The organism is Aestuariimicrobium kwangyangense DSM 21549, from assembly GCF_000421525.1.
Lineage (GTDB): Bacteria > Actinomycetota > Actinomycetes > Propionibacteriales > Propionibacteriaceae > Aestuariimicrobium > Aestuariimicrobium kwangyangense.
On sequence record NZ_ATXE01000004.1, the window covers coordinates 324,989 to 348,042 of the forward strand.

Sequence of the window (23,054 nt, forward strand, 5' to 3'; positions counted from 1 at the left end):
GGGAGCTGGACGTGGCGTTCGCAGAGAGGCGGCCCATGAGCACGATCACCGTGCGAGACCTGCGCAAGACCTATGTGGTGCCGGTGCGCGAGGGTGGGGTGAAGGCGGCCCTGGGTGCCCTCGTCCGCCGGCGCACGCGTGAGGTGGAGGCGGTTCAACGGATCAGCTTCGACATCGCCGAGGGAGAGGTGGTCGGCTTCCTGGGCCCGAACGGGGCCGGCAAGACCACCACGCTGAAGATGCTGGCCGGGTTGCTGCACCCCACCTCGGGGGAGGCCTCGGTCGGTGGGCACGTGCCGTGGCGCCGGGACCACGGATACCTGCGCAGCATGGCCCTGATCATGGGACAGCGCAACCAGCTGCAGTGGGACATCCCGGTGATCGACAGCTATCGGCTCAACCGCGCGGTGTACCGCATCGCCGACGCCGACTTCTCCTCACGTCTCGACGAACTCACCGACCTGCTCGACCTCGGCTCGCTGCTCGACAAGCCGGTGCGCAACCTCTCACTGGGGGAGCGCATGAAGTGCGAGGTCGCGGGGTCGCTGTTGCACCAGCCCATGACCGTCTTCCTCGACGAGCCCACCATCGGGCTCGACGTGGCCATGCAGCGCCGCATCCGGTCGTTCATCGCCGAGTACAACCGGCGCACCGGCGCGTCGGTGATGCTGACCAGCCACTACATGGGAGATGTCGAGGCCCTCTGCCAGCGGGTGATCGTGATCCACCACGGCCGGCTGCTGCACGACGGTGACCTGGCGGGACTGGTTCGGACCTTCTCGGCCACGAAGACGATCACCGTCGAGTTCGACGCCGACGCCGACGTCGCGGCTGACCTCGGTGGCCTGCGTGACCACGACGACGTCACCATCACCGACCAGTCGGCACACGGGTTGACCGTCGAGGTGCCCAAGGATCGCGCCCCGCAGGTGGCGGCCCGGATGCTGTCGACGCTGCCGGTGGCAGACCTGACGGTGGAGGAGCCACCCATCGAGGGTGTCATCGAGCGCGTCTTCACGAGTCAGGACGAGGCGTGAGCACCGGCCTGGGACTGCCAGCCGGGCGGCTCGCCCCCCGAGGTGGCTGGTCGTTCTTCTGGCAGATGTACCGGGGTCAGTTCGCCACGGCCCTGGCCACCCAGGTCGCCTACCGGGGAGCGACCCTGATCTGGGTGTTCACCTCGATCGTGCACCCGCTGGTCTCGATCGTGGTGTGGCGGTCCGTGGCGGGTGGCGGCCGGGTCGCCGGTTACGACGCCAGCGGCTTCGTCACCTACTTCGCCCTCGAGATGGTCGTCAACCACGTGACCTTCGTGTGGATCATGTGGGAGATGGAGTGGCGCATCCGCACGGGCGCCTACTCACCGCTGCTGGTGCGCCCGGTGCACCCGATCCACACCGACATCTGCCAGAACCTGGCCTACAAACTGCTCGGGCTGGTCGGCATCCTGCCCGCCGCCGTCCTGCTGGTGCTGCTGTTCGGTGGCGACCTCTCGGTGTTCACCACCGGGTCGGTGCTGGCCGGGCTGCTGGCGACCGCACTCGCGATGGTGCTGCGGTTCATGGTCGAGTGGACGTTGTCGCTGGCGGCCTTCTGGGTGACCAAGGTGTCGGCCATCAATTCCGTCTACTTCTCGCTGATCGCCTTCCTGGGCGGTGGCTTCGCACCCCTGGCCGTGCTGCCCGGGGCCGCGCAGACGCTGGCCTGGTGGACCCCCTTCCCGTGGGGCAACATCGCCTGGGTCAACCAGGTGGTCACCGGTCGTGCGGTCGGCGTCGACCTGGTGCGGGGTTACCTCGCCCAACTGGCGTGGATCGCGGTGGCGTTGGTGGTGCTGAAACTGGTGTGGGCGCGAGCCGTCCGCACCTACTCGGCGGTCGGCTCATGAAGGGGGTGGTGAATGCCGTGCGGCACCATCTGGCCGTGGTCGGCTCCTACCTCAGGGTGGGGCTGCTCAACTTCGTGCAGTACCGCACCGACTTCGCCGTCGCCGTGGCGAATGCGCTGGTCGGGCTGGTCACGCAGGTGATCGGCCTGGCGGTCATCTTCGGCCAGACCACACAACTCAACGGGTGGGACCACTCGGGGCTGCTGGTGCTGGTCGGCGTCTTCTTCATCTGTTCGGGACTGCTCGGGCTGGTGATCCGACCATCGATGCAGACGCTGATGGAGGCGATCAGGCTCGGCACCTTCGACTTCACGCTCACCAAGCCCGCCGACTCCCAGGTGTTGGCCAGCGTGCAGACGGTCGCACCGCAGGCGGCGACCGACCTGCTGGTCGGCGTGGGCGTCATCGCCTGGACTCTGGTCTCCGACGGCCAGGGACTGCACCCCTGGCAGGTGGGTGCCTTCCTGGTCGCCCTGGCTTGCGGGCTGGCGATCATCTACAGCTTCCTGCTGATGCTGTCGACGTTCAGCTTCTGGTTCGTCAAGCTCGACAACATCCTGGTCGTCTTCGAGGGCCTGTTCCAGTCGGCGGGTCGCTGGCCCGTGAGCATCTTCCCGCCATGGCTGCGCCTGGTGCTGACGTTCGTGGTGCCGGTCTCGTTCGCGGTGACGGTGCCGGCCCAGGCCATCGTCCTCGGGGTCGACGGGGCCACCCTGGCGGCCGCAGTGGGGGTCGCCGTGCTCTTCCTGACCGGCTCGCGGTTGTTCTGGCGGCACGCCCTGCGCCACTACACCGGAGCCTCCGCCTGAGGTCGAGACCTCACCCCCGGAGTTTCGGGTCTGGGGACCCTCGCGTGGCAGGATGACGGCATCCCCCAACCCGTGTCGAGGTCTGTCATGTTCTCCACGTTGCGCACCGGCGCCCTCGCTGCGCTCGCCGTCGTCATCACCGCCAGTACCTCCCTGATGGGCGCGCTGCCCGCTCGGGCAGAGGCCGTCGGCCCCCAGGTCACCTTCGGTGTCGTGGCCTCGAGCCAGGGCATCGACCTCCAGGTGGGGTACCCCCGTCAGGTCGACGGGCAGCAGCGATGGGAACTGTCGGTCGCCCTGTGCAACCGGACCACCCGCACCATCCCCGTCGGGCCCGAGACCTTCAGTTGGTCGACCTCGGCCACCCGCTCCACGTGGTTCACGGTCGGGAGAACCACCCTGGGCCCGGAGCTCGGCAGCTTCCAGTTGAAGCCGGGTGGGTGCGCGTCCGGTGGCCTGTCGACCACCACCCTTCCCCAGCAGGTGGCCTTCCACGACCTCAAGCAGGGCCTGACCATCGATGTGGTCCAGGCCGGCAAGCCGTCGTACGAGCCCGCCGCCCGCCCCGTGTCACCCGGCGCGACGGGGGTGCACGGCGACGTGACCGGTGACCGGGTCGCCGACGTCTACGGTCAGCAGGGTTTGCTCACCCAGATCTACCGCACCGTCCCCGGTCCGGCACTGAGCGGTTGGAGGCTGGGGGGCACCAGTGAGATCGCCTACCGCTGGATCTCGCGCACCCCCGACCTCGACGGCAACGGGTATGCCGACCTGGTGGCGTCGACCACTGACGGGCGGATCCTGTACCTGCGGGTGATGGAACAGGGTCGCATCGCGCTGCCCATCGAGATCGGACGGGGCTGGGCCAGTTCGTCGCTGTTCGCTGTCACCCCCCGCACGGCACCCGGGGCGCCGACCCAGCTGTTCGCCCGGAACAGTTCGGGTCAGCTCTTGCGCTACTCCCTGTCGGCGCGGGGGCTCACCTCCGGCCGGGTGGTGGGCACCGGATGGAGCGAGATCCGCTCCCTGTTCAGCATCGGTGACCTGACCGGTGACGGCATCGCGGACCTGCTCGCCGTGAGGAAGGACGGTGGCCTGTTCCGCTACGCCCTCAACGGCACGGGCAGCATCTGGAACTCGGCCAAGGTCGGACGGGGCTGGGGCGGCATCCGCACGGTCTCCTCCCCGGGAGACCTGAACGGTGACCAGCTCTTCGACATGATCGGCATCGCCTCGGACGGCACCCTGTACGCGTGGTTCTCACGCGGCAACGGGACCTTCAGCGTCGGTCACAAGATCGGGAAGAACTGGCAAGGGGTCGACGCCCTCTCCTGAGGCCCGCCGGGTCGTCCCCGCGGGGGTCGCCCCCCGCCTACGACAACTCACTCCAGGAATCCCTGCTCGACGGCAAGGCGGAATCGGGGAAGCAGGTCGGCCGTGAGGTCGTCCTCGTCGACCTCCAGCAGATGGGCCACGGCTGCCAGGATCTGGCCGAGGGTCAGGTCGCCGTCGCTGGCACCGAGCACCGCCGCGAGCGCCGTGTCGCACTCGATGGCCCGACGCAGCCCACTGGTCTGGCGCAGCACCAGATGTTCGGGACCCTCGGCACCGGGTCGTCCGGTGGTCTCCTCGATGACATCGTCACGCAGCCGCCACGCCCGGGTCAGGAGCGCTCCGGCGTCGACGCGACTGGCGGTCAGGTCGCTGCTGCGTCGTCCGAGCGCCTGCCCGACGGGCTGTTCGACCTGCCAGGGCCACGACTCCACGGTGACGTCGGGTTGCTCGCGACCGCTGAGGGTGAGCGTGATCCAGCCCATCGACACCGATTCGATGCCCAGCTCGCTGAAGTACCCCAGCCACTCGCGGTACCGCTGCCCGTAGTGGTGGCTGGTCGACAGACCCGCGTCGGCAAGCCAGAGTTCGATGTACTCGAAGAGGTCGAGACGCTCCCGCTCGATCACCCACAGGTCTGCACGCGAACCCGCGACCCAGTCGGCGAGGCGTTCGGTGGTGTCGCGGCCGGCCAGGTTGGCCCAGTTGCCGAGCACCTGCAGGCTGCCGCCCTCGGTGAGGTGGGCGGGTGCCTGCCTGACCACGGCCTCGACCAGGCCGTCGCTGGTGAAGGAGCCCTCGCGGTAGACCAGCCGCTCCCCGGTGGGTGGGCTCATCACGTACGGAGGGTTGGTGACGATCAGGTCGAACCGCTGCTCGGCGACGGGCTCGTACAGCGACCCCTCCCGCAACTCGACCCGGCTCTGGTCGAGCCCGGCCAGTTGCATGGTGAGTCGGGCGTGCTGCAGGGCACGAGGGTTGAGGTCGGTGGCGACGACCCGGTCGGCATGGCTGGCGAGGTGGAGAGACTGCACACCCGAGCCGGTTCCGAGGTCGAGGGCCGTCGCGACCGGTGCGCGGTTGACCAGCTGGGCGAGCGTCGTGCTCGCAGGTGACAGCCCCAGCACATAGTCGGGACGCATCGGCGCCACCCGTTGGTCGAGACCGGGATGCAGGTCGGAGACGACCCAACCCGTGGCCCCGTCGTCCGGGCTCGAGAAGGGTCTGACGTCGACGCCGGCGCGCACCTTGTCGCCGGCTCCGGTGCGCTCCACGATGCCGGCCGCGAGCAGGGCGTCGAACAGCGGTCCGTCGAAGGGTGAGTGCGCCAACACCTCGGGCAGGGGTTGTTGGAGCACGAAGAGCCGCACCAGGCAGGCCAGTGGGTCGCGGGCGTCGCCGAGGTGGTGCAGGGCAGCCATCGTGGAGTTGCGCTGCAGTCCCGACTGACCCTCCTCGCCCACTCGCTCGATCACCCGGTCGACGGTGTAGTGCGCCGCCTCGAGTGCGCGACGCAACTGGTCGGCGCGGTCGTCGGTCAGCAACGGAGGCAGCGAGGGGGTGGCCATGCCCCAAGCATGCCCCCAACGCGCGACCGCTGGTCCAGCCCCGAGCCAGCCCCGGGTACGAGCCGACGGTCGGATGGACCTGATGGGGGAACTGTCGTAGGCGTGCGTCATGCTGGAGCGGTGGCGATTCCTGAGTGGTTGGGTACCGATGCGCGTGCCGTCGGTTTCCACCACCGTGCCCCCAGCGTCGGACGAACCACGGACTGGCCGACGTGGCTCCCCGATGACATCCGTTCCTCCATCGAGGCCACCGGCATACCCCGGCCGTGGGCCCACCAGCGTGACCTCGCCGATGCCCTGTTCGCCGGTGACCACGCCGCCATCACCACGTCGACGGCGTCGGGAAAGACCTTGGGCTACCTGTTGCCGATCCTGGCGGCGACTGCGTCGGGCTCCCCCCTGATCGGGGTGGACGTGCCGGCACGGCGAGGGCAGTTGTTGGCACCCACCCACACCGCGCTCTACCTCGCCCCGACCAAGGCCTTGGCCCACGACCAGTACCGGGTGGCCCGGTCATTGGCGCCCGCAGGTTTCAAGGTGGGCACTCTCGACGGTGACTCCGACGAGGCTGAGCGGCGGTTCGCGCGTGACCATGCCCGCTACGTGCTCACGAATCCCGACATGCTGCACCTGTCGATCCTGCCCAACCATGAGCGCTACACGAGGTTGCTGGCGAACCTGCGCTACGTCGTGGTCGACGAGGCGCACCGCTACCACGGCACCTTCGGCACCCACGTGGCGCTGGTGCTGAGGCGGTTGCGTCGGCTGTGCGCCCGCTACGGCGCCCACCCCACGTTCGTCCTGGCCTCAGCCACCCCCACCGACCCCGACCGGTCGGGTGCCACGTTGATCGGCGAGCCATCGATCACCGTCATCGACGATGACGCCTCCCCTCGTCCGGCCCGTGACGTGGTGCTGTGGCAGCCGACCGGCGCCCCCACCGACGATGCGGCCTGGCTGCTGGCCAGACTCGTGGACGCCCAGTTGCAGACCATCGCCTTCGTGCCCTCGAGGCGGCTGTCGGAGGTGGTGGCACTGCGAGCCGCCGACCAGGTCAAGGGCGAGGGACGGGTGGCGAGCTACCGGGCGGGCTACCTGGCCCAGGACCGGCGCGACCTCGAGGCGGGTCTTCAGACGGGTTCCCTGACGGGGGTGGCCGCCACCAACGCCCTCGAGTTGGGGGTCGATGTCTCAGGAATGGACGCGGTGGTCGTGACGGGCTTCCCCGGGACGCTGGCCGCACTGTGGCAACAGGTCGGACGAGCCGGTCGTCGCGACCGTGACGGTCTGGCGGTGCTGATCGCCCGCGAGGACCCTCTGGATGCCTACCTGTTCTCCCATCCGGAGCTGATCTTCGACGCGCCCGTCGAACGGACCGTGCTGCACGCCGACCATCCGCCCGTCCTGGGCCAACACCTCACCGCGGCTGCCCAGGAGTCGGCGCTGACGAGCGAGGACGCCCGCTGGTTCGGCCCCAGCATGGAGCAGTTGGCCGATCAGTTGGCGTCGTTGGGGGCACTGCGCAAACGCCCCACCGGGTGGTACTGGACCCGGCCCGACCGCGCCGTCGACCACATCGACATCAGGGCCGCCGGCGGGCACGCCGTCGAGATCGTCGACGTCGAGACCGGACGAGTGGTCGGCTCGGTCGACCGTACGGCCTCCGACCGCGAGCTGTTCGAGGGTGCCGTCTACCTGCACCAGGGCGACCAGTGGGTGGTGAGCTCCTACGCCCCCGAGGACGGGCAGGCCGTGGTGCGGCAGGCCCGTCCCGGGTATTCCACCCAGGCCCTGGACAGCTCCGAGGTGGCGATCCGGCGATGGCAGCACACCCGCTCGTTCGGCCCCACCGCGGCCACCGTGAACGCGGGCACCGTGTTGATGTCGTCGCAGGTCACGGGCTACCTGCGCCGTGATGAGGTGACGGGACAGGTGTGGGACCAGTCGCCGCTCGACCTCCCCCGACACTCCTTCCAGACCCGGGCGGTCTGGTTCACCTTCCCCGACGAAGTGGTCGCCGAACTGGGCTTCAACGACCTGCGGCTGGCCTCGGCCCTGCACGCCGTCGAACACTGCGGGATCGGTCTGCTGCCCATGTTCGCCGCCTGCGACCGGTGGGACCTGGGCGGTCTCTCGACACCCATGCACCCCGACACGGGAACAGCGACCATCTTCGTCCACGACGGACTTCGCGGAGGCTCGGGTTTCTCCGAACGCGGCTTCGAGACGGCGGAGTCGTGGCTGGAGGCGACGTGGAACCGACTGGTGCGGTGCGGGTGCGAGGTGGGTTGTCCCGCCTGTGTGGTCTCACCCAAGTGCGGCAACGCCAATCAGATGCTGGACAAGTCAGCAGCCCGACACCTGCTTGAACTCGTGCTGAGCGGCAGCGTGCTCGAGGCACCCACCCACTGACGCTTGGACCCACGGACGGTTTCGGAGGCGTGGAGCTCTCCCGGGTCAGTCGCCCCACGCCTCCTCGCGGCCAATGCTGGTCGACAGGTCGATCTCGTTTCCCTCGGGGTCGGCGATCGTCCACCAGAAGGGCGCCCGGTCGCGCAGCACCCGGCCGCCTGCGGCGACCGCGACCGCCACCCGTGCCTCGACCTCGTCGTCGGGTAGGAACAGGTCCACGTGGATGCGGTTGCGCTGGGCCCGTCTGGGCTGGTCGCCGCCGTCGATCTCCTGGAAGAACAGCGGCATGCCGATGCCGCGGGGGTCGATGATGTCGGTCACGTGCTCACGCGGGTCGGGCTCGTAGTGGAGTGTGGCGCACCAGAACCTGCGCAAACCCTCCACGTCGGCAGCATCGATGCCCAGCTGCAGGAACCGGGCTCGCTCACTCGCTGCCCGCAGCCCCAGGCCGCGTGCCGAGGCCTGGACGGCGGCGGCGAGCGGTGCCAGGTCGGTGTTCTCCCAGCCGTCCTTGCCGGTCGAGACCACCACCCAACCCGGTCGAACCGCCACCCGCAGTGGCTGGGCGGCCGTGTCGGCGAGCTCGGCGACGGCGGTCACGAACCGGACGACCGTCCCCGTGTCATCACAGGGGTACCAGGCCTGGGCGTCGAAGACCTGGCGCCAGTCGGACAGGTCGAGACCGTCGGCCAGCCAACGATCCTGCCCCTCCTCGCGCCACAGCAGGTCGGCCTCGTTGCCCTCAGCGTCGGTGACCAGGGCACCGTAGGGGCCGGCGTCGGTGGTGGCGGCACCGAGTTCGGGGATCACCTCGAGTGTTCGGGCGACCTCCTCGACGGTGGCGAGCAGGTCCAGGTGCAGGCGGTTGCGCAGGGGACGGGGCTCGTCCATGGGCTGGAACCAGATGGGGCTGAGCAGCCGGTGCGGGTCGCGCAGGTCTTCCTCGTCCCGGCGGTGGCCGGTGACCTCGTGCCAGAAGGCCATCAGGGAATCCGTGTCGACCGCGTCGAAGGTCAGCTGCAGGTCCTGGAGTGCCGAGGGATCGGCCCGCAGCCTCAGAGGTGTCGCCCGGGCCGTCACGGCCGCCGCGAGGGCGACCTGCTCGGGGGTGAAACCGGGAGGTCGCCACGGAAGACCCACCCTCAGCCCGTGCCCGCGCAGGTCGAGGTCTGGGGCGCGATGACCGCCTTCGGCGGCATCGGTGAGGATGTCCCGGGCCAGGGCCGCACCGAGCGCATGGTTCGGTGAACCTGGGGGGCCGGTGAAGAAGGCTGCCGCACCGTCGCCCAGCACGCGCCACTGCTCGGTACCCGGGGTGCGCTGGAACTCCCGTCCGGTCAGGGGCGCGGTTCGGTCCGACTGGTCCTGGTCGGGCTGGTCCTGGTTCAGGTCTGGTCGGTTCGGGTTCGGCTGGGCGTCCATGGTGGCCTCCTCGGTCGACTCGGCCGGGAGCCTCGGTCGACTCCCCGACGCTAACCCGAGACCGGGTCGACGAAGGTCGATCAGCGCACGTCGTCGGGTTCGTCCGACGGCTTCTCCCCGACGACGTGGCTGTCGGCGAGGGCGTCCAGCGAACGGGGCAGGTCGCGCATGGTGATGAGCGGCGAGAACACCACCGGCAGGGCGGCGCACAGGGAGACCGCGACGAAGATCCACATGGTCGGCACGATGCCGAGGTGTCGTCCGACCAGGCCGCCCAGGAAGGCGCCGATGGGCATTGGCCCCCAGACCAGGAAGCGGATCGAGGCGTTCATGCGACCCAACAGGGGTTTGGGGCACAGGCGCTGACGGAAGCTCACCTGGGTGATGTTGTAGACGACCACCGCCCACGAGGTGAAGAACTGGCCCACCATCAGCGTGGGCACTGCCGGGAGCACGGAGGCGAGCGGGATCGCCGCGATGAAGATCGCCCCCATCAGCGCCGACAGCGGGATGGCCCGGCCCTCGCCCACGAGCCGGCTGAACCTGGCGGACGAGACCGCACCCAGCAGGCCACCGATGGCGCCGACGGACATGACCAGACCCAGGGTCGTCTCGGAGAAGCCGAGGGTCTTGATGACGTAGAGCACGAACAATGCGAAGACGGCCGAGGAGGCCAGGTTGGAACCGCCGGTGTAGGCCACGATCCGCCGCAGCAGGGGATGCTTGAGGACGAAGTCCAGTCCCTCACGGATCTCGTGCGCCAGCGGGCGTCGGGTGGTCGGGTCGTGCGGGGTCTCACGGTGCCGGATCAGGCTGACCGACAACGACGAGAGGGCCATGAAGACGGCGGTGACGCCGATGGTGAGGGGCGATCCGATCAGCCTCACGAGGGCCGAGGCGGCCGCGGGGCCCACGACCTGGGCGGTCTGCTGGCTGGCCTGGAGCTTGCCGTTGCCCTCGCTGATCTGGTCACCCTCGACGATCTCGGGCAGGTAGGACTGGTTGGCCACGTCGAAGAAGACGGTGATGCATCCCACCAGGAAGGCGACCAGGTAGAGCTGGCCCATCGACAACCAGCCCGTCAGCCACGCGACCGGCAGGGTGATCAGCAGGGCAGCCCTGGAGAGGTCGCCGAGCACGATCACCCGCTTCTTGCGCCAGCGGTCGACCCACGCACCGGCGGGGAGACTGATCAGCAGGAACGCCAACGACTCCAGCATGGACAGAATGCCCATCTCGAAGGCCCCGGCGTGCAGGAGTTGGACGGCAAGCAGCGGCATCGCGAACAGGACGAACTGGGCGCCGAACACCGAGACGGTGTCTCCCACCCACAACTGACGGAAGTCGTGATGGAAGAAGAGGTCGCGGCGGGTCTTGTCCGGCGATGCGACGAGGGGTGTCTCGGTGCTCACGGGACGATCCTGAACGACTGATTGGGAAAAGTCAATCACTCTGCTGATATCTCCTGGGTCGAGCCAGTAGTGTCACGTGCATGGACGTGCCACCAGCGGGCCAGTCGCCAGCCCTGGGCGAGTCATCAGACCTGGGCGAGTCATCAGACCTGGGCGGGGTATCAGGGCGGAACGAACCCTTCGTGAGGCGGATGGCCACCGACGCCGAGGCCAGGGCGCTCGCCTCGGGTCTGCGTCTGCGCATCCTGAGGTTGTGCCTGGATGAGCCCGCCACCAATCGCGAGATCGCCGACACCCTGGGTCTCAACCCGGCGACCTCCCTGCACCACGTGCGCACCTTGGTCGACACCGGCTTCCTCGAGGCCCTGCAGGCACGTCGCGGACGACGTGGCTCCCGGGAGATTCCCTACCGGACCACGGGGAAGTCCTGGTACATGGACACCCCCGTGACGGGTGCCTCGCTGCTGGAGGCCTTCCTCGCCGAGATCAAGGAGGTCTCCCCTGAGTACCGGGGCATGACCAGGTTGGGACTGAGGCTCCGCCCCGACGATCTCGAAGAGTTCCGGGAGCGGCTGAACGCCTTGTTCGCCGAGTACCACGACCGACCCCGCGACCCCGACGGCGAGCCATGGTCGTTGTTCGTGGCGCTGCACCCCGACACCAGCCAGCGGCAGTCGCCGGTGGCCGAGGCGGGTGGCCCGTCGCTCAGCGGGCACCCCAATTCCACGGGGGACGACTGAGCAGCCCCTGGCCCTCCACAACCGTCTCGCCGAGGTTCTTGGTGAGGCGGTGGTGGAGCACGGTGGCCCCGCCGTCGCGGGGAGCATCGTCATCGCCCGGGCCAAGGGGATCCTGGCCGCCGGGATCCCGGTCGCCCGGATCCTGGTCGCCCAGCAGGTGGTCGACGATCGCGGATGAGTGGCTGACCACGATCACCTGCGTGCGGGAGGCGGCTCCCTGGACCAACCGCGCCAGCACGGGCAGCACGTCGGGGTGGAGGCTCGTCTCCGGTTCGTTGAGCACCAGCACCGCTGGGGGTCGCGGGCTGAGCAGGGCCGTCGCGAGCAGCAGGAACCGCAGCGTTCCGTCGGAGAGTTCAGCAGCGTTCAGGCTGCGCAACAGTCCCGACTGGTCGAACTCGATCTCGAAGCGCCCGTCATGGTCGGTGACCGCGATCCGGCCGCCGGGGAAGGCTTCCGCGATGGCCTGCCTGAACGGCCGCTCCCAACTCGACTCCAGGATCGACTGCACCGCGGGGGCGAGGTCGGCCCCGTCGTCACTGAGCACAGGTGTCCAGGTGCCCACGTGGGGTTGACGGGCGGGTGCATCGGCATCGGTGCGGAACCCGTCATAGAAGCGCCAACTGTTGACCTCTCGCCGCACCGCCAACACCTCGGGGTACTCCTGCGGGTCTCCGAGTTCGGCCAGCATGCTGGCACGATCGTCCAGGTCCTCGGCGACCACTCGCCACCCAGGGCCCGCGTTGACCCGCAGCGTGTGGTTCTTCCGCTCCACCAGGGATGACGCCGGTCGGTACAGCGGCGCCGCGAAGATGGCCTCCCGCTTGATCACGGGGTCACGGACGAAGGCCGTCGTCCTCGGCGTCGGAAGGCCGACGTCCACCAGGTATCCGAAGGTGTCGGTGGCGAAGCCGAGGGCGAGGCTGATGGGACGACGCCGTGAGCCGGTTCCCTGGACCGGGACCTCGCCGCGTTTCATGGCGCCGGAGATCTCCTCGGGCCCGGCCCACATCACCCGGGACAGGCCCCCTTGCCCGGCCAGCGCCCCGACCAGTGATCCGCGCCCGGTGTCGGCGAGCAGCCGAAGCGACTGGTAGAGGCTCGACTTGCCCACTCCGTTGGCGCCGGTGATCACGGTCACCGGTGCCAACGGCAGCACGACCTCGCGCAGGGAGCGATAGCCGTGCACGGCCAGAAGGGTGAGCATGGCCCAAGGCTAGGGACGAGCGCCGACATTCACGGCAATGCGTTGGACGACCCGGCAAGGGCCGTGGCCCGGACGCTGCGTGGGGCCCCGGGCAGGTGCACGGGTGGCCACAGCCTCGTCTCCGCCGTGACGGTGACGACGAAGCTGGTGGCATCGCCTGCCACCGAGCACGAGACCAGCTCGGCCCCGTTCCTGGCCACCGTGTGTCGTGCCCGGGAACAGGCCTCGCCGGTCGCGGCGTACGCCTCACCGCCAGCGATCGCCGCCAGATCAGCCGCGTCGGCGGCGCGGGCATGGGCCCGCCACCACCCCAGCACCCACACCCCGGCCAACGTCCCGAGCACCACCAGCAGCATCAGCGCTGCAATCAGAATCGTTCCCACGCCGCGTTCACGGCCTCGCCCCCTCATGGCTGGGCGTTCGGCTCGAGCGGCAGGCTGGCCTCACCACTGATCGTGACCGGACCGATGGTCCCCCAGCCACGTTGTGCACTCACCACGACTGTCACCCAACCGTCCTTGGTGGTGGTGGTGATCGTCGCCGCCCGGGGAGCGGCCTGGCGAGACCGGCGGGCGGCTGACTCGTCCCCTCGGGACTCCTGCCGTGCCACCTGGGTCGCGGTGTCCTCGCACTGCCCCTGCAGGATCGCCAGCCCGATCACGGCACTGCAGGCGAACAACACCAAGGCGGCGAAGATGAGACCGATGGCCAACTCGACGGTGACCATGCCCCGCTGGGCTGGTCGACCCGATCTTCGGATCTGGGCAGGCCTGATTGATGTGGACATCTCCGGTTCCCCTCTCGCGATGTGGCGGGATTGCGGGTGGGGACCCGCGGGGCGCGGTCGACCGGAGTCGGCCAACCGCATCCCGGGGTCCCCGTTCTGTCGGTGGGCGTGACTCAGTTCATCTTTCCGGCGAAGTACTTGATGCCATCGAGCACCTTGGCGAGGATGAAGTCAGCGATCTTGTTGTTGGAGATGGTCGTGTACACGATCAGCGCGAACGCGATCACCCCGAGGATGCCCACGGCGTACTCGGCCGTGGCCAGGCCCCGCTGGGCCAGCCTGGTGAGAGCACCGTCACCGGACGTCCCCGCCGGAGCATGGGTGCTGGTGTCGAGCAGATCGATCTGGTTGGACATGCTGTTTCCCTTTCGGTTGGTGACCCACCCCGTGGGTTCATCTGCACTGTGGTCACGAGGGCTCGTCGTGCACCGCCCGGTTCCCGCGGCTGTGGACAACGGTTCGATCGCACCCCGCCTGTGGACAACCACCCGGCGACGACGCGAAGGAGCCCGGCCGAGGACCATTGATCCCCGACCGGGCTGCGTCCACCTCCCGCCGCCGTTGCGCCTCAGCCCTCGCACCTCACAGGTAGTGGAGGGCTAGCCCCAACACGATCGGCACCACGCCCACCGCGATGAACGCGGGTAGGAAGCACACCATCAGCGGGAGGACGGAACTCACACCCACTGCTCGTGCTCGCCTCTCCAGTGCCGCCTGCCTCGACTGTCGAGCCCTGCGCGCCTGGACACGCAGCACCTCCTCCACCGGCACCCCGTCGCGGGCACTGCGGGCGAGGTCCCGCCCGACAGGGCCCCACACCTCCTGCCACCTCGTGGAGGAGGCCAGACTGCGCCAGGCGTCGGCATCGCTGCGCCCGACCCCCGTCTCGGCGACCACCGACGACAACGCCGTCCGGCTGGGTTCGGGCGAGACGGCCGCCACCTCCGCGGCAGCCACCCTGGCCGCGCAGCCCGCAGCCAGGGCCGCGGCGAGCAGGTCGAGGGTGCCCGGGAGCTGCGAGCGTTGACGTTCCCGGTCGTGTCGGGTCGACGGCGGTTCGATCCAGCCGAGCCCAAGGAGCACCCCCACCCCCAGGACGGCCCCGGGTGCCACTCGCCAGACCGGTACCTGACCCAGGTCGGGCAGCGCGAGTGCCACCACGGCGCAGACCAGCAACCCGGCCACCGCGCGGATCGGCAAGGACAGGGCATCGGTTCGTCCGGCGAGCAGGCGTCCGAAGCGCCCCCGGCGTGATCTCCCAGGGACGGACCACGCCCCGATCCGTCTCGGGTCGGGCAGCCCCGACATCGCCAGCCACACGCCGGTCGCAGCGGCCACGGCGCAGATCATCACCATCACAGACCCCCACCCGACCGCTCGGCCAACCGCTCCGTCCACACGATCCCAGCAGCCGTCAACGACGTGGCGACCAGCACACACAGTCGTCCCGGCCAGGTCGTGAGCAGGAAGTGAGCCGGGTCGGCACCCACCAGGGCCGCCATCAGCACCCCCACCACCGGCAGGAACGCAAGCATCGTGCTGGTCGCGCGCACGGCCGACAGCTCCGTGGCCACGGTCTCGCGCAGACGCTCCTCCCGGGCCAGACCGTCGGCGACGGCCTGGGCGAGCGAGGCGGCGGGCGCCCCCAGCCGGGTGGACAACTCCCACGCAGCGGCCAACTCGACCAGCCCTCCAGCACCTGCCGACGCACCTGCCCTGCGCAGGGCCTCGGGGGCAGATCCTCCCACCCGGACGGCAGCCAGGACCGGACGAACGACGTCACAGTCCTCCGCCGCGGCCTCGAGAGCCCGCTGGGGCAGGAGACCAATCGTGAGTTGTCCCGCCACCACCTGGCACGCCTCGGCCACCTGTTGTCGGGTGACACGGGCCAGCCTGCGCAGCCGGGAACGACGAACCAGCCACACCCCAAGACCGGTGGACATGCCGAGCACCAGCAGCCACAACGCGATCTCGGGTCCGACGACGGCGCCGACCCCCCACACCCCGGCCATCACGCCGATCACCGCTGCCAGCCGACGGGCCATGCCCATCGCCGCCGCCGGTTGCCGCTCGACCAAACGGCTGATCCCGACCGGGCTCCCCGGCACCAGCAGCCCAGCCGCCATAGCCAGGCAGCCTGCGACCACCCAGGTCATGCGGCCACCCAACTCATGCGGCCACCTGGGCGAATCGGGCTATGCCGCACATCGCCGCCAATTCCGCCCACCCGCTGGCCGTGGACTCCGCCCCCTCCTCGTCGACGACCAAGCCGGATGCCACCTCGACGAGTCCCCCCGTCCGCCGCAACACGCCGATCTCGGCCACCCGGCGCAGCCCTCCGACCCTGGCCACGTGCACGACCACGCGCAGCGCCGAGGCGACCTGGGCATGGCAGGCATCACGCCCCAGACCCCCGAGCGCCGCGAGCGCCTCCAACCGTGCCGGGAGGTCGGCCACCGAGTTCGCGTGCACCGTGCCGCAGCCACCTTCGTGGCCGGTGTTCATCGCCATCAACAGGTCGACGAGTTCTGGCCCCCGCACCTCGCCCAGCACGACCCGGTCGGGACGCATCCGCAGTGACTGCCGCACCAGATCGGTGAGGCTGACCCGCCCGGCCCCCTCGGCGTTCGCCGCCCGCCCCTCGAGCCGGATCACGTGCGGATGCCGCGGCGACAGCTCCCGGGAGTCCTCGATCACCACGACCCGCTCACCGGGGTCGACCAGGCCCAACAGCGCGGAGAGCAGCGTGGTCTTGCCGCTGCCGGTGCCGCCGGTGACCAGGAAGGGCACCCGGCGAACGATCACCTCCCTCAGCACCCGCTCGGCCAACGGCGTGAGTGATCCGGCAGCAACCAGTTCCTCGAACCCGAAGGACCGCCGGGCCGGAACACGCAGCGAGATGCAGGTGCCCGGATCGCTGAGGGTCGAGAGCACGGCATGCACCCGGACGCCGTCGGGCATCCGGGCGTCCACCCACGGGGTTGCCTCGTCCAGCCGCCGACCCGTGCTCGCGGCGAGCCTCACCGCCAGCTGGCGCACCTCGTCCTCATCGGTGAAGCTCACGTCGGTGAGTTCGAGACCAGCGCCGCGGTCGATCCACACGCTGTCCGCTCCGTTGACGAGCACATCGGTGACCCCGTCGAGCGCCAGCAACTCGTCGAGTGGGCCGGCGCCGACGCTGGTTCGCCTCAACGTGTCGAGCGCCTGCACCACCAATTGGTCGGAGACCACCAGCCCGAGTCGGCGCAATGCCACCGCCACGTCGTCGGGTGTCCAGCCCCGCCCCAGGGCAGCGAGGGATGAGCGCAGCCGGTCCAGGTCGTCGGGGGTCATGCGGCGCCCTCCACCAACCGACCCACCAGCGTGCTGCAGTCACGTGCGAACCACGATCGGGCTCGCCGGGCGGGGCGGTCACCGGCCTCCAGAGCTTGGGGTACACCGCGATCGTCCCGCACCACACCGAGCACCGGGAGCGAGAGTGCACGGCCGACCTCGTCGGCGGCGAGTCTGCGATCGCGGCCCGTACGCACCACCACCCGCACCCCCTCGGACCTGCCCTCACCCGCGGCCACCGCCAGTCTCGAGCGCGCCGCCACCACGCTGCGGACGTCGGCACCCACGACCAGCACGACGCTCGTCACCAACCCGCCGGGCAGGTCGACAGCCCCGAACAGACCCCCGTCGAGCAGCACTCGTTCGTGGCTGCGGGTCAGCGCCTGGGTGACGGCCACCATGGCCGACGTACCGACCTCGACCCCCGGTCGTCCCGACGACACCAAGTCGACGTCACCGGCCCTGGGAACCTGCCCCGAGAGGTCACCGACGTGGCCAGATGCCGAGGCGAGGTCGGGCCAGCGCCAGCCCGGCTGCCGTTCGACACCCATCAACAGGTCGAGACCACCCGAGTGGTGGGGCAGTTCGACGGCAGCGACCCGCTGGCCGCGCCGCGCCGAGGCCTGGGCCAGCCCAGCCACCAGACTGCTCACGCCCAGACCGCCCGACGCACCCGTGACCTGCACCACCTCGCCCGTACCCGGGCCCGCCCCCAGCTCCGCCAACAGTCCCGCCAGCAGACCGGCTCCATCCGGCAACACCAGCGCGGGCGCCTGCAACGGTGTCGACCAGACCAGCGCTTCGTCCGCGCTGGCGGCCACCACGTGCACCCCGGCGCGAGGAGCCAGCCCCAGGCGGAGCACCATCGCGGCGCACTCCGCCCCGACCAGCACCAGTGGAGCCGCCCGCCACCGCCGGCGCACCGTGTCGGCATCGGCCACCACCTCGACCGGCCGACCGACCGCGGCCGCCGATGCCTGCACCGCCTCGACCAACCTCGTCTGCCTCGCCACCACCAGGGCGCCCGCCACCTCGTTCACGCAACAGTTGTGCGGCGCGGAACCCGCCGTGTTCCGGCCCGCCACCAATCTGTGGACGACACACCCACCGGGACCCTGCCTGTGGACAAACCAGCCCAGCCGGACGCCTACGATGGGCCCCATGCCACGCCCCTTCACCCTGCCCACCCAGGCACTGGAGTGGCTCGTACCGGCACCGAACATGAAGGTGCTCACCCTTGCCGGGCCCAGCTTGCCCGTCGCGCTGGCGAGGCAGGGCCACCAGGTCATCGCCATCGACAAGGACGTGGCCGTCGTCTCGCGGTTGCGGGAGGCAGGCATCGTGGCCGTCGTCGCGCAGGCCGAGTCGTTGCCCTTCGATCCGTGCCAGTTCGATGCCGTGCTCGCCCACCAGACCTTCCACCGATTCGCCCCGGGGCTGGTGCTCTCCGAGATGGCGCGGGTGCTTCGTCCCGGAGGCGCCGCCTGCGTCAGCCTGTTGGCCCGCGACGACTCGGTTCCGTGGGTGAGGCGTCTGATCGCACGACTGCGGGAACTCGATCCGCACGCGATGAGCGGCGACTACGGTCTGGAGGCCGTCGGACACCTGCTCGACAGCAAGTACTTCCCCGAGCACGACGCCACCAGCTATCGGCACTGGGTGCCCACGAGTCGTCCCGACATGCTGGCCATGGTCGAGCGGCTCCCCGCCGCGCGCGGTCTCGACGAGGCCGACCGGGCCGAACTGGTCGCCGACGTCGCGGCCCTGTACGACAACGCCGCCCCCAGCGGGAGGGACGCCCTGCGGCTGCCCTACCAGCTGCGCTGCTGGCGTGCCTGGGTCGACCACGTGGAACTGACGGCACCCATCGACATCGACGACGACGGCCTGAGCATCGCCCTCTGACACCGGCGTCCTGACATCGCGGTCCGGACCGCGATGTCCTGACATAGCGGTCCCAGACATGGAGGGCGCTGATACGGTGTGCACGGCGTGTCGGGAAGTCTGGTCGACCGTCGTCAGCGGACGTTGGCGACGACGACGCCCCGTTGCACCCCGATGCCCCAGCACTCGACGCCACCCGCACTCGATGCCCCGGCCCACTCGATGCCCCGGCCAGGGATGCAGCCCACCCGAGACAGGTGAGTTCCGTGCCCGATCCCCTCGCCCCACCCGGCCCCGCAAGCCCGCAGTCCCCGGGCTCCCCAAGCCTTGACTCCCCGACCGACCGCCCCCACCTGCGACGGATCGCGTTCGGTGGTCCCACCTCAGGACCCGACGCCCTCCACCTGCCCGACGTGCTCCGGTCGGAGACCGTGGGTGGCTTCCTGATGGTCGCAGCCACCGTCGTGGCCCTCGTCTGGGCCAATGTCAGCCACGAGAGCTACGTGGCGGTGTCGCACGCGCACCTGGGACCGATGACCCTCGCCCACTGGGCGTCCGACGGCCTGTTGACCGTCTTCTTCTTCGTCGCCGGCCTCGAACTCAAACGCGAACTGGTCGAGGGCTCCCTGTCCCGGCCGGCCGACGCGCTGGTGCCGATCATCGCCGCGGTCTGCGGCATGGCGGTGCCGGCCGGCATCTACGTGGCCATCAACTCCTTCGGCGCGTCGGGGAGTCTTCAGGGGTGGGCGATCCCGATGGCGACCGACATCGCCTTCGCCCTCGCGGTGCTGGCCATCGTCGGCCGCAACCTGCCGTCGCCACTCCGCGCCTTCCTGCTGACGCTGGCGATCGTCGACGACCTCGGCGCGATCATCGTGATCGCGGTGGTCTACACCTCGTCCATCTCGGTGCTGTGGCTGCTCGGAGCGGCAGCGGCGATGGCCCTGTGGTGGGCTGGTCACCACTGGCGCATCAAGGTGCTGCCCGCCTACTTGGTGCTGTTCGTGGCGGCCTGGTGGTGCATGTACCAGTCGGGCATCCATGCCACCATCGCCGGAGTCGCGTTGGGCCTGCTCACCTCCATCCGCAAGGACGAGCTGCACGACCCCGCCGACCGCTGGCAGCATGCCGTCCAGCCGTGGTCGGCCGGACTGTGCGTGCCGCTGTTCGCCGTCTTCGCCGCTGGGGTCCCCATCTCGGCGTCCTCACTCTCGGCCCTGTGGTCCGACCCGGTACCGCTGGGCATCATCGTCGGGCTCGTGCTGGGCAAGATCGTCGGAGTGTTCGGCGGCGCCTGGCTCGCCACCCGGCTCACCGCAGCCGAGCTCAGCCCGGAGGTCGGCTGGATCGACCTGGCCTCGGTCTCGGCGCTGGCCGGCATCGGGTTCACCGTCTCGATGCTGATCAGTGAACTGAGTTTCGCCACGGACCTCACCAGACTGGACGAGGCCAAGACCGCCGTGCTGACCGCCTCCCTGATCGCAGCCCTGGTGGGTGGGATCCTGGTCACCTTGCGGTCGAGGGTGCACGGGCGGCGCCAGGGGCTGGCTGCATCCGGCTCCTGACGGGCGCAGCCATCGCCACTAGGCTGTTCCCGAGCACCACACACCCGAGCAAGGAGCCACAATGACTGATCGTCTGCAGGTTGGTGACGTCATCAACAACCTCAAGACCGACGTGCCACAGATGCTCAACGACAACGTGGCACTCGCGAAGGCCGAGATCCAGCCCGCCGTGAAGCACGCGGGCATCGGGTCGGGCATGTTCGGGACCGCTGGCTACTTCGCCATGAATGCCCTGTCGTTGCTGTTCCTCACCGGCGCCTTCGCGTTCTCGTTGTTGTTCAACGCTGCGGTCGGACTCGGCGTGCTGCTCAGCCTGATCATCGGCTTCGCCCTGATGGCGGTGGTCTGTCTGCTGGTCGCAGGGATGCTCGGCATGATCGGCATGAAGCAGTTCAAGCAGGTGAAGAAGCCCGAGGCCACGATCGCCGAGCTGCAGACGACGGCACAGGCCCTCGGCGCCGCCATCAAGCAGGGACAGGCCGCCGTCAACGGCAACACCCTCGCCAAGGCTGCCGTCCGTCACGCCCGCCGCGCCCTCTGAGCCGCGACCTCTGAGCCGCGACTGGGGGGCCGGACGTCTGACGCCGCTCACAATCCCGAGCGGAGGAATCTGTCCGGGATCTCGACGACCCGTCGCGGCCAGGGCCGTTCCCAGCCGCCCAGCCGCACCAGTTCGTCGACCAGGTGAGCGGTGAAACCCCACACCATGTAGTCGCCGAACACGAAGGCCGGCCCGACCCCTCCGCGGGGGTGGTGGACGACCACCCGGTGCTCCGGTGAGACGAGGTCGTCGATGGCGAACCGGTGGATCGACTCCACCTCCGCGGTGTCCATCACCGCCACGGGCTCGTCCCCCGACCAGGTTGCGACCACGGGGGTCACATTGAACACGGCGGTGGTGAGTCGGGTCGGCGGCAACTCGCCCAAGGGGCCCACCGCGGACGGATCGAGACCGATCTCCTCATGGGTCTCGCGCAGGGCCGCCGCCACCGCATCGGCATCGCCGGGGTCGATCCGGCCGCCGGGGAACGACATTTGGCCCGCATGGTTGCGCAGGGTCGAGGCCCGTTCGGTGAACACCAGATCCGGACGATCCCCGCTGGTCAGCAGGGCCAGCACCGCCGAGGGCGTGGCGCGCGAGGTCACCCGGTGCTCCCCCGATCGCTGACGGGTGCCCAAGGGGTCGAGCCTGCCCGCCAGCAGGTCGAACCAGTCGCTCATGGGGTCACGCCCAGGGTCGACGCGATCCACTGGTCGAGCGCGGCCTGCGAGGTGAACCCACCCGGGTGCCTGGCGATGATGCGTCCCCGCCGGTCGACCAGGATCGTGGTGGGCAGATTCTTGGCCTGCAGGGGAGGCTTGTCGACCTGGTCCCCGGTGGCGTCACGCAGTTGTGCGTAGGTCCACCCCGCATGCTTGGCGAACTCGATCGCCAGCCCCGGGCGGGGGTCGTTGGTGTCGACACCGACGAAGGCGACCTTGCCGGCGAAGGTCTGCGATGCCTTCGCGAGCAGAGGCGCCTCCTCCCGGCAGGGCCCGCACCACTGGGCCCAGAAGTTGACCAGCATCGGGCCCCGCAGGCCCGCCAGGGTCGTCTGCGAACCGCCCCCCAGACACGGCAGGGTCAGCGAAGGCAGCCCCCCCTCGACCGGGGCCGCGTCGGAGGCCGTGACCGGGCAGTCGGCGATCCCGGCCGCTTTGCGTTCGGCCTGCAGGTTGGTCCCGTCAGCCACGGCAGACGGGGTGGGCAACTCGTCCACCGTTCGCGGCGCGGACGAACAGGCTGCCAGGGTCATCACCACGCCCAGCCCGATCGCGAACCCGTGCATCCCGGCACTGCGCAGACGTCGGTGGCTCATGCGCGAGGCTCCCTCACCAGCGCCGCGGCCTTCTGCGGATCGGTCTGCCCCTCCCCGAACGAGGGGCACAGGCTGGCGACGGGGCAGGCGCCGCAGGCAGGATTGCGCGCGTGGCAACGGCGGCGCCCGTGCCAGATCACCCGGTGGCAGAGCATCACCCAGTCGGAGGGGTCGAACAGCGCACCGACGGCCCGCTCGACGTCGTCGGGCTTCGTGGCCGTCGTCCACCCCATGCGCCTGGTCACCCGCATCAGGTGGGTGTCGCGAGTGACCCCCGGCACACCGAACGCATTTCCGAGCACGACATTGGCGGTCTTGCGTCCCACCCCGGGCAGCGTCACCAGTTCCTCGAGGGTTCCCGGCACGACTCCGTCGAACCCGTCGACCAGTGCTCGTCCGATGCCGATCAGGGCCTGGGATTTGGCCCGGAAGAAACCCGTCGGGCGAATGATCCGCTCCAGCTCGTCGGGATCGGCCTCCGCGTAGGCGCGGGCGTCGGGGTGGCGGGCGAACAGCACGGGCGTGATCGAGGGGACCCGCCGATCGGTCGACTGGGCCGACAGCACGGTGGCCACCAGCAGTTCCAGGGGGGTGGCGAAGTCGAGTTCACAGCGAGCCTGCGGGTAGCACTCGGCGAGCAGTCGGTGCATGTGGTGGGCCCGCTCGACGAGCTCGGGAGCGGGGGCTTCGGCCGGGGTTCTGGTCACCACGCGCCCAGCGTAGTCGGCCCCGACGGGGGCCATGGTCGGAGTTGGCACCCCCCCGATTGCGGCGAAATGGCCGTCGATAGACTGATTTCTCACAGTTCAGCCCCAGGAGCATCCCTTGAACATTGA

23 protein-coding genes are annotated in these 23,054 nt (G+C 69.9%); 9 read left to right on the forward strand and 14 right to left on the reverse strand.

Translation table 11 applies throughout. The features are described 5' to 3' along the window. Positions 1 to 35: 35 nt before the first annotated feature. The 4 genes from H507_RS0113450 (at position 36) to H507_RS17520 (ending at position 4,032) form a co-directional block, all read left to right on the forward strand. On the forward strand, positions 36 to 1,037 hold the full coding sequence (locus H507_RS0113450) for an ABC transporter ATP-binding protein (RefSeq protein ID WP_022911219.1): 1,002 nt from the start codon (positions 36 to 38) through the stop codon (positions 1,035 to 1,037). Continuing rightward, positions 1,034 to 1,888, forward strand: coding sequence for an ABC transporter permease (locus tag H507_RS0113455; RefSeq protein WP_022911220.1), 855 nt, complete (start codon positions 1,034 to 1,036; stop codon positions 1,886 to 1,888). Before H507_RS0113450 ends, H507_RS0113455 begins: the two co-directional genes overlap by 4 nt. Next, entirely contained in the window at positions 1,885 to 2,697 is an 813-nt protein-coding gene (locus tag H507_RS0113460) for an ABC transporter permease (protein WP_040438784.1), read from the forward strand. The genes H507_RS0113455 and H507_RS0113460 overlap by 4 nt, the downstream gene beginning before the upstream one ends. Positions 2,698 to 2,784: 87 nt before the next feature. After that, positions 2,785 to 4,032, forward strand: a complete 1,248-nt coding sequence (locus H507_RS17520) for an FG-GAP repeat domain-containing protein (protein WP_022911222.1) — start codon at positions 2,785 to 2,787, stop codon at positions 4,030 to 4,032. Positions 4,033 to 4,079: 47 nt separating this feature from the next. Here the strand turns inward: H507_RS17520 and H507_RS0113470 are convergent, their stop codons facing one another. Further along, positions 4,080 to 5,597, reverse strand: coding sequence for a DUF7059 domain-containing protein (locus H507_RS0113470; protein WP_022911223.1), 1,518 nt, complete (start codon positions 5,595 to 5,597; stop codon positions 4,080 to 4,082). A gap of 120 nt (positions 5,598 to 5,717) precedes the next feature. Here H507_RS0113470 and H507_RS0113475 point away from each other — a divergent pair, with 120 nt between their 5' ends. Next, entirely contained in the window at positions 5,718 to 8,009 is a 2,292-nt protein-coding gene (locus H507_RS0113475) for a DEAD/DEAH box helicase (protein WP_022911224.1), read from the forward strand. A 45-nt stretch (positions 8,010 to 8,054) separates the two neighbouring features. On the opposite strand, the gene H507_RS16985 is transcribed toward H507_RS0113475, so the two are convergent. Then, positions 8,055 to 9,431 carry a VOC family protein gene (locus tag H507_RS16985; protein WP_051139826.1) on the reverse strand — a complete coding sequence of 459 codons (1,377 nt, stop codon included), beginning with the start codon at positions 9,429 to 9,431 and terminating at the stop codon, positions 8,055 to 8,057. Positions 9,432 to 9,511: 80 nt separating this feature from the next. Beyond that, positions 9,512 to 10,843, reverse strand: coding sequence for an MFS transporter (locus tag H507_RS16990; protein WP_022911225.1), 1,332 nt, complete (start codon positions 10,841 to 10,843; stop codon positions 9,512 to 9,514). A gap of 80 nt (positions 10,844 to 10,923) precedes the next feature. Between H507_RS16990 and H507_RS16995 the strand changes: the two genes are divergently transcribed. Next, positions 10,924 to 11,583: a helix-turn-helix domain-containing protein gene (locus H507_RS16995; RefSeq protein WP_084707851.1), complete on the forward strand. Its 660-nt coding sequence runs from the start codon at positions 10,924 to 10,926 to the stop codon at positions 11,581 to 11,583. Here the strand turns inward: H507_RS16995 and H507_RS0113495 are convergent. From H507_RS0113495 to ssd, 8 genes are all read right to left on the reverse strand, one after another. Next, a complete protein-coding gene (locus tag H507_RS0113495) occupies positions 11,549 to 12,790 on the reverse strand; it encodes an AAA family ATPase (protein ID WP_022911227.1) in 1,242 nt (413 codons plus the stop codon). The genes H507_RS16995 and H507_RS0113495 overlap by 35 nt on opposite strands. Positions 12,791 to 12,819: 29 nt before the next feature. Beyond that, entirely contained in the window at positions 12,820 to 13,173 is a 354-nt protein-coding gene (locus tag H507_RS17525) for an Rv3654c family TadE-like protein (protein ID WP_169512716.1), read from the reverse strand. Positions 13,174 to 13,196: 23 nt separating this feature from the next. After that, the gene (locus H507_RS0113505) at positions 13,197 to 13,577 is read right to left on the reverse strand and encodes a TadE family type IV pilus minor pilin (protein WP_245558933.1); all 381 of its coding nucleotides are present in this window, start codon (positions 13,575 to 13,577) and stop codon (positions 13,197 to 13,199) included. A 113-nt stretch (positions 13,578 to 13,690) separates the two neighbouring features. After that, positions 13,691 to 13,933 carry a DUF4244 domain-containing protein gene (locus H507_RS17985; protein ID WP_022911230.1) on the reverse strand — a complete coding sequence of 81 codons (243 nt, stop codon included), beginning with the start codon at positions 13,931 to 13,933 and terminating at the stop codon, positions 13,691 to 13,693. Positions 13,934 to 14,159: 226 nt separating this feature from the next. Beyond that, positions 14,160 to 14,915, reverse strand: coding sequence for a type II secretion system F family protein (locus tag H507_RS0113515; protein WP_169512717.1), 756 nt, complete (start codon positions 14,913 to 14,915; stop codon positions 14,160 to 14,162). Positions 14,916 to 14,932: 17 nt separating this feature from the next. Then, positions 14,933 to 15,733 (reverse strand): type II secretion system F family protein, encoded by an 801-nt coding sequence (locus tag H507_RS18330; RefSeq protein ID WP_157438996.1) that lies wholly within the window; start codon positions 15,731 to 15,733, stop codon positions 14,933 to 14,935. A 13-nt stretch (positions 15,734 to 15,746) separates the two neighbouring features. Continuing rightward, entirely contained in the window at positions 15,747 to 16,910 is a 1,164-nt protein-coding gene (locus tag H507_RS0113525; protein WP_022911233.1) for a TadA family conjugal transfer-associated ATPase, read from the reverse strand. Continuing rightward, a complete protein-coding gene (ssd, locus tag H507_RS17010) occupies positions 16,907 to 17,950 on the reverse strand; it encodes a septum site-determining protein Ssd (protein ID WP_022911234.1) in 1,044 nt (347 codons plus the stop codon). Before ssd ends, H507_RS0113525 begins: the two co-directional genes overlap by 4 nt. A gap of 121 nt (positions 17,951 to 18,071) precedes the next feature. Between ssd and H507_RS0113535 the strand changes: the two genes are divergently transcribed. The 3 genes from H507_RS0113535 to H507_RS17015 all read left to right on the forward strand — a co-directional run bounded on the left by H507_RS0113535 (position 18,072) and on the right by H507_RS17015 (position 20,900). Next, a complete protein-coding gene (locus tag H507_RS0113535; RefSeq protein ID WP_022911235.1) occupies positions 18,072 to 18,815 on the forward strand; it encodes a class I SAM-dependent methyltransferase in 744 nt (247 codons plus the stop codon). A 332-nt stretch (positions 18,816 to 19,147) separates the two neighbouring features. Further along, entirely contained in the window at positions 19,148 to 20,359 is a 1,212-nt protein-coding gene (gene nhaA / locus H507_RS0113540) for a Na+/H+ antiporter NhaA (RefSeq protein WP_026378231.1), read from the forward strand. Positions 20,360 to 20,420: 61 nt separating this feature from the next. Next, positions 20,421 to 20,900 (forward strand): phage holin family protein, encoded by a 480-nt coding sequence (locus H507_RS17015; protein WP_022911237.1) that lies wholly within the window; start codon positions 20,421 to 20,423, stop codon positions 20,898 to 20,900. 47 nt (positions 20,901 to 20,947) lie between these two features. On the opposite strand, the gene H507_RS17020 is transcribed toward H507_RS17015, so the two are convergent. The 3 genes from H507_RS17020 to nth are packed head-to-tail and all read right to left on the reverse strand — an operon-like array spanning position 20,948 to position 22,928. Continuing rightward, positions 20,948 to 21,580: an NUDIX hydrolase gene (locus H507_RS17020; protein ID WP_022911238.1), complete on the reverse strand. Its 633-nt coding sequence runs from the start codon at positions 21,578 to 21,580 to the stop codon at positions 20,948 to 20,950. Then, positions 21,577 to 22,218, reverse strand: a complete 642-nt coding sequence (locus H507_RS17025) for a TlpA family protein disulfide reductase (RefSeq protein WP_051139829.1) — start codon at positions 22,216 to 22,218, stop codon at positions 21,577 to 21,579. Before H507_RS17025 ends, H507_RS17020 begins: the two co-directional genes overlap by 4 nt. Next, complete coding sequence (nth, locus tag H507_RS0113560; protein ID WP_026378232.1) at positions 22,215 to 22,928, reverse strand: endonuclease III; 714 nt, start codon at positions 22,926 to 22,928, stop codon at positions 22,215 to 22,217. The genes H507_RS17025 and nth overlap by 4 nt, the downstream gene beginning before the upstream one ends. Between the last annotated feature and the right edge of the window lie 126 nt (positions 22,929 to 23,054).

What these genes read in the sequence shown, in the direction of transcription:
- H507_RS17015 (WP_022911237.1), top strand. Translation starts at nt 20,421, where the DNA reads ATGACTGATCGTCTGCAGGTTGGTGACGTCATCAACAACCTCAAGACC.
- H507_RS17520 (WP_022911222.1), top strand. Translation starts at nt 2,785, where the DNA reads ATGTTCTCCACGTTGCGCACCGGCGCCCTCGCTGCGCTCGCCGTCGTC.
- H507_RS0113525 (WP_022911233.1), bottom strand. Translation starts at nt 16,910, where the DNA reads ATGACCCCCGACGACCTGGACCGGCTGCGCTCATCCCTCGCTGCCCTG.
- H507_RS0113470 (WP_022911223.1), bottom strand. Translation starts at nt 5,597, where the DNA reads ATGGCCACCCCCTCGCTGCCTCCGTTGCTGACCGACGACCGCGCCGAC.
- H507_RS0113535 (WP_022911235.1), top strand. Translation starts at nt 18,072, where the DNA reads ATGCCACGCCCCTTCACCCTGCCCACCCAGGCACTGGAGTGGCTCGTA.
- H507_RS0113495 (WP_022911227.1), bottom strand. Translation starts at nt 12,790, where the DNA reads ATGCTCACCCTTCTGGCCGTGCACGGCTATCGCTCCCTGCGCGAGGTC.
- H507_RS16995 (WP_084707851.1), top strand. Translation starts at nt 10,924, where the DNA reads ATGGACGTGCCACCAGCGGGCCAGTCGCCAGCCCTGGGCGAGTCATCA.
- H507_RS0113450 (WP_022911219.1), top strand. Translation starts at nt 36, where the DNA reads ATGAGCACGATCACCGTGCGAGACCTGCGCAAGACCTATGTGGTGCCG.
- H507_RS16985 (WP_051139826.1), bottom strand. Translation starts at nt 9,431, where the DNA reads ATGGACGCCCAGCCGAACCCGAACCGACCAGACCTGAACCAGGACCAG.
- H507_RS17985 (WP_022911230.1), bottom strand. Translation starts at nt 13,933, where the DNA reads ATGTCCAACCAGATCGATCTGCTCGACACCAGCACCCATGCTCCGGCG.
- H507_RS18330 (WP_157438996.1), bottom strand. Translation starts at nt 15,733, where the DNA reads ATGACCTGGGTGGTCGCAGGCTGCCTGGCTATGGCGGCTGGGCTGCTG.
- H507_RS17020 (WP_022911238.1), bottom strand. Translation starts at nt 21,580, where the DNA reads ATGAGCGACTGGTTCGACCTGCTGGCGGGCAGGCTCGACCCCTTGGGC.
- H507_RS17025 (WP_051139829.1), bottom strand. Translation starts at nt 22,218, where the DNA reads ATGAGCCACCGACGTCTGCGCAGTGCCGGGATGCACGGGTTCGCGATC.
- H507_RS0113505 (WP_245558933.1), bottom strand. Translation starts at nt 13,577, where the DNA reads ATGTCCACATCAATCAGGCCTGCCCAGATCCGAAGATCGGGTCGACCA.
- H507_RS0113460 (WP_040438784.1), top strand. Translation starts at nt 1,885, where the DNA reads ATGAAGGGGGTGGTGAATGCCGTGCGGCACCATCTGGCCGTGGTCGGC.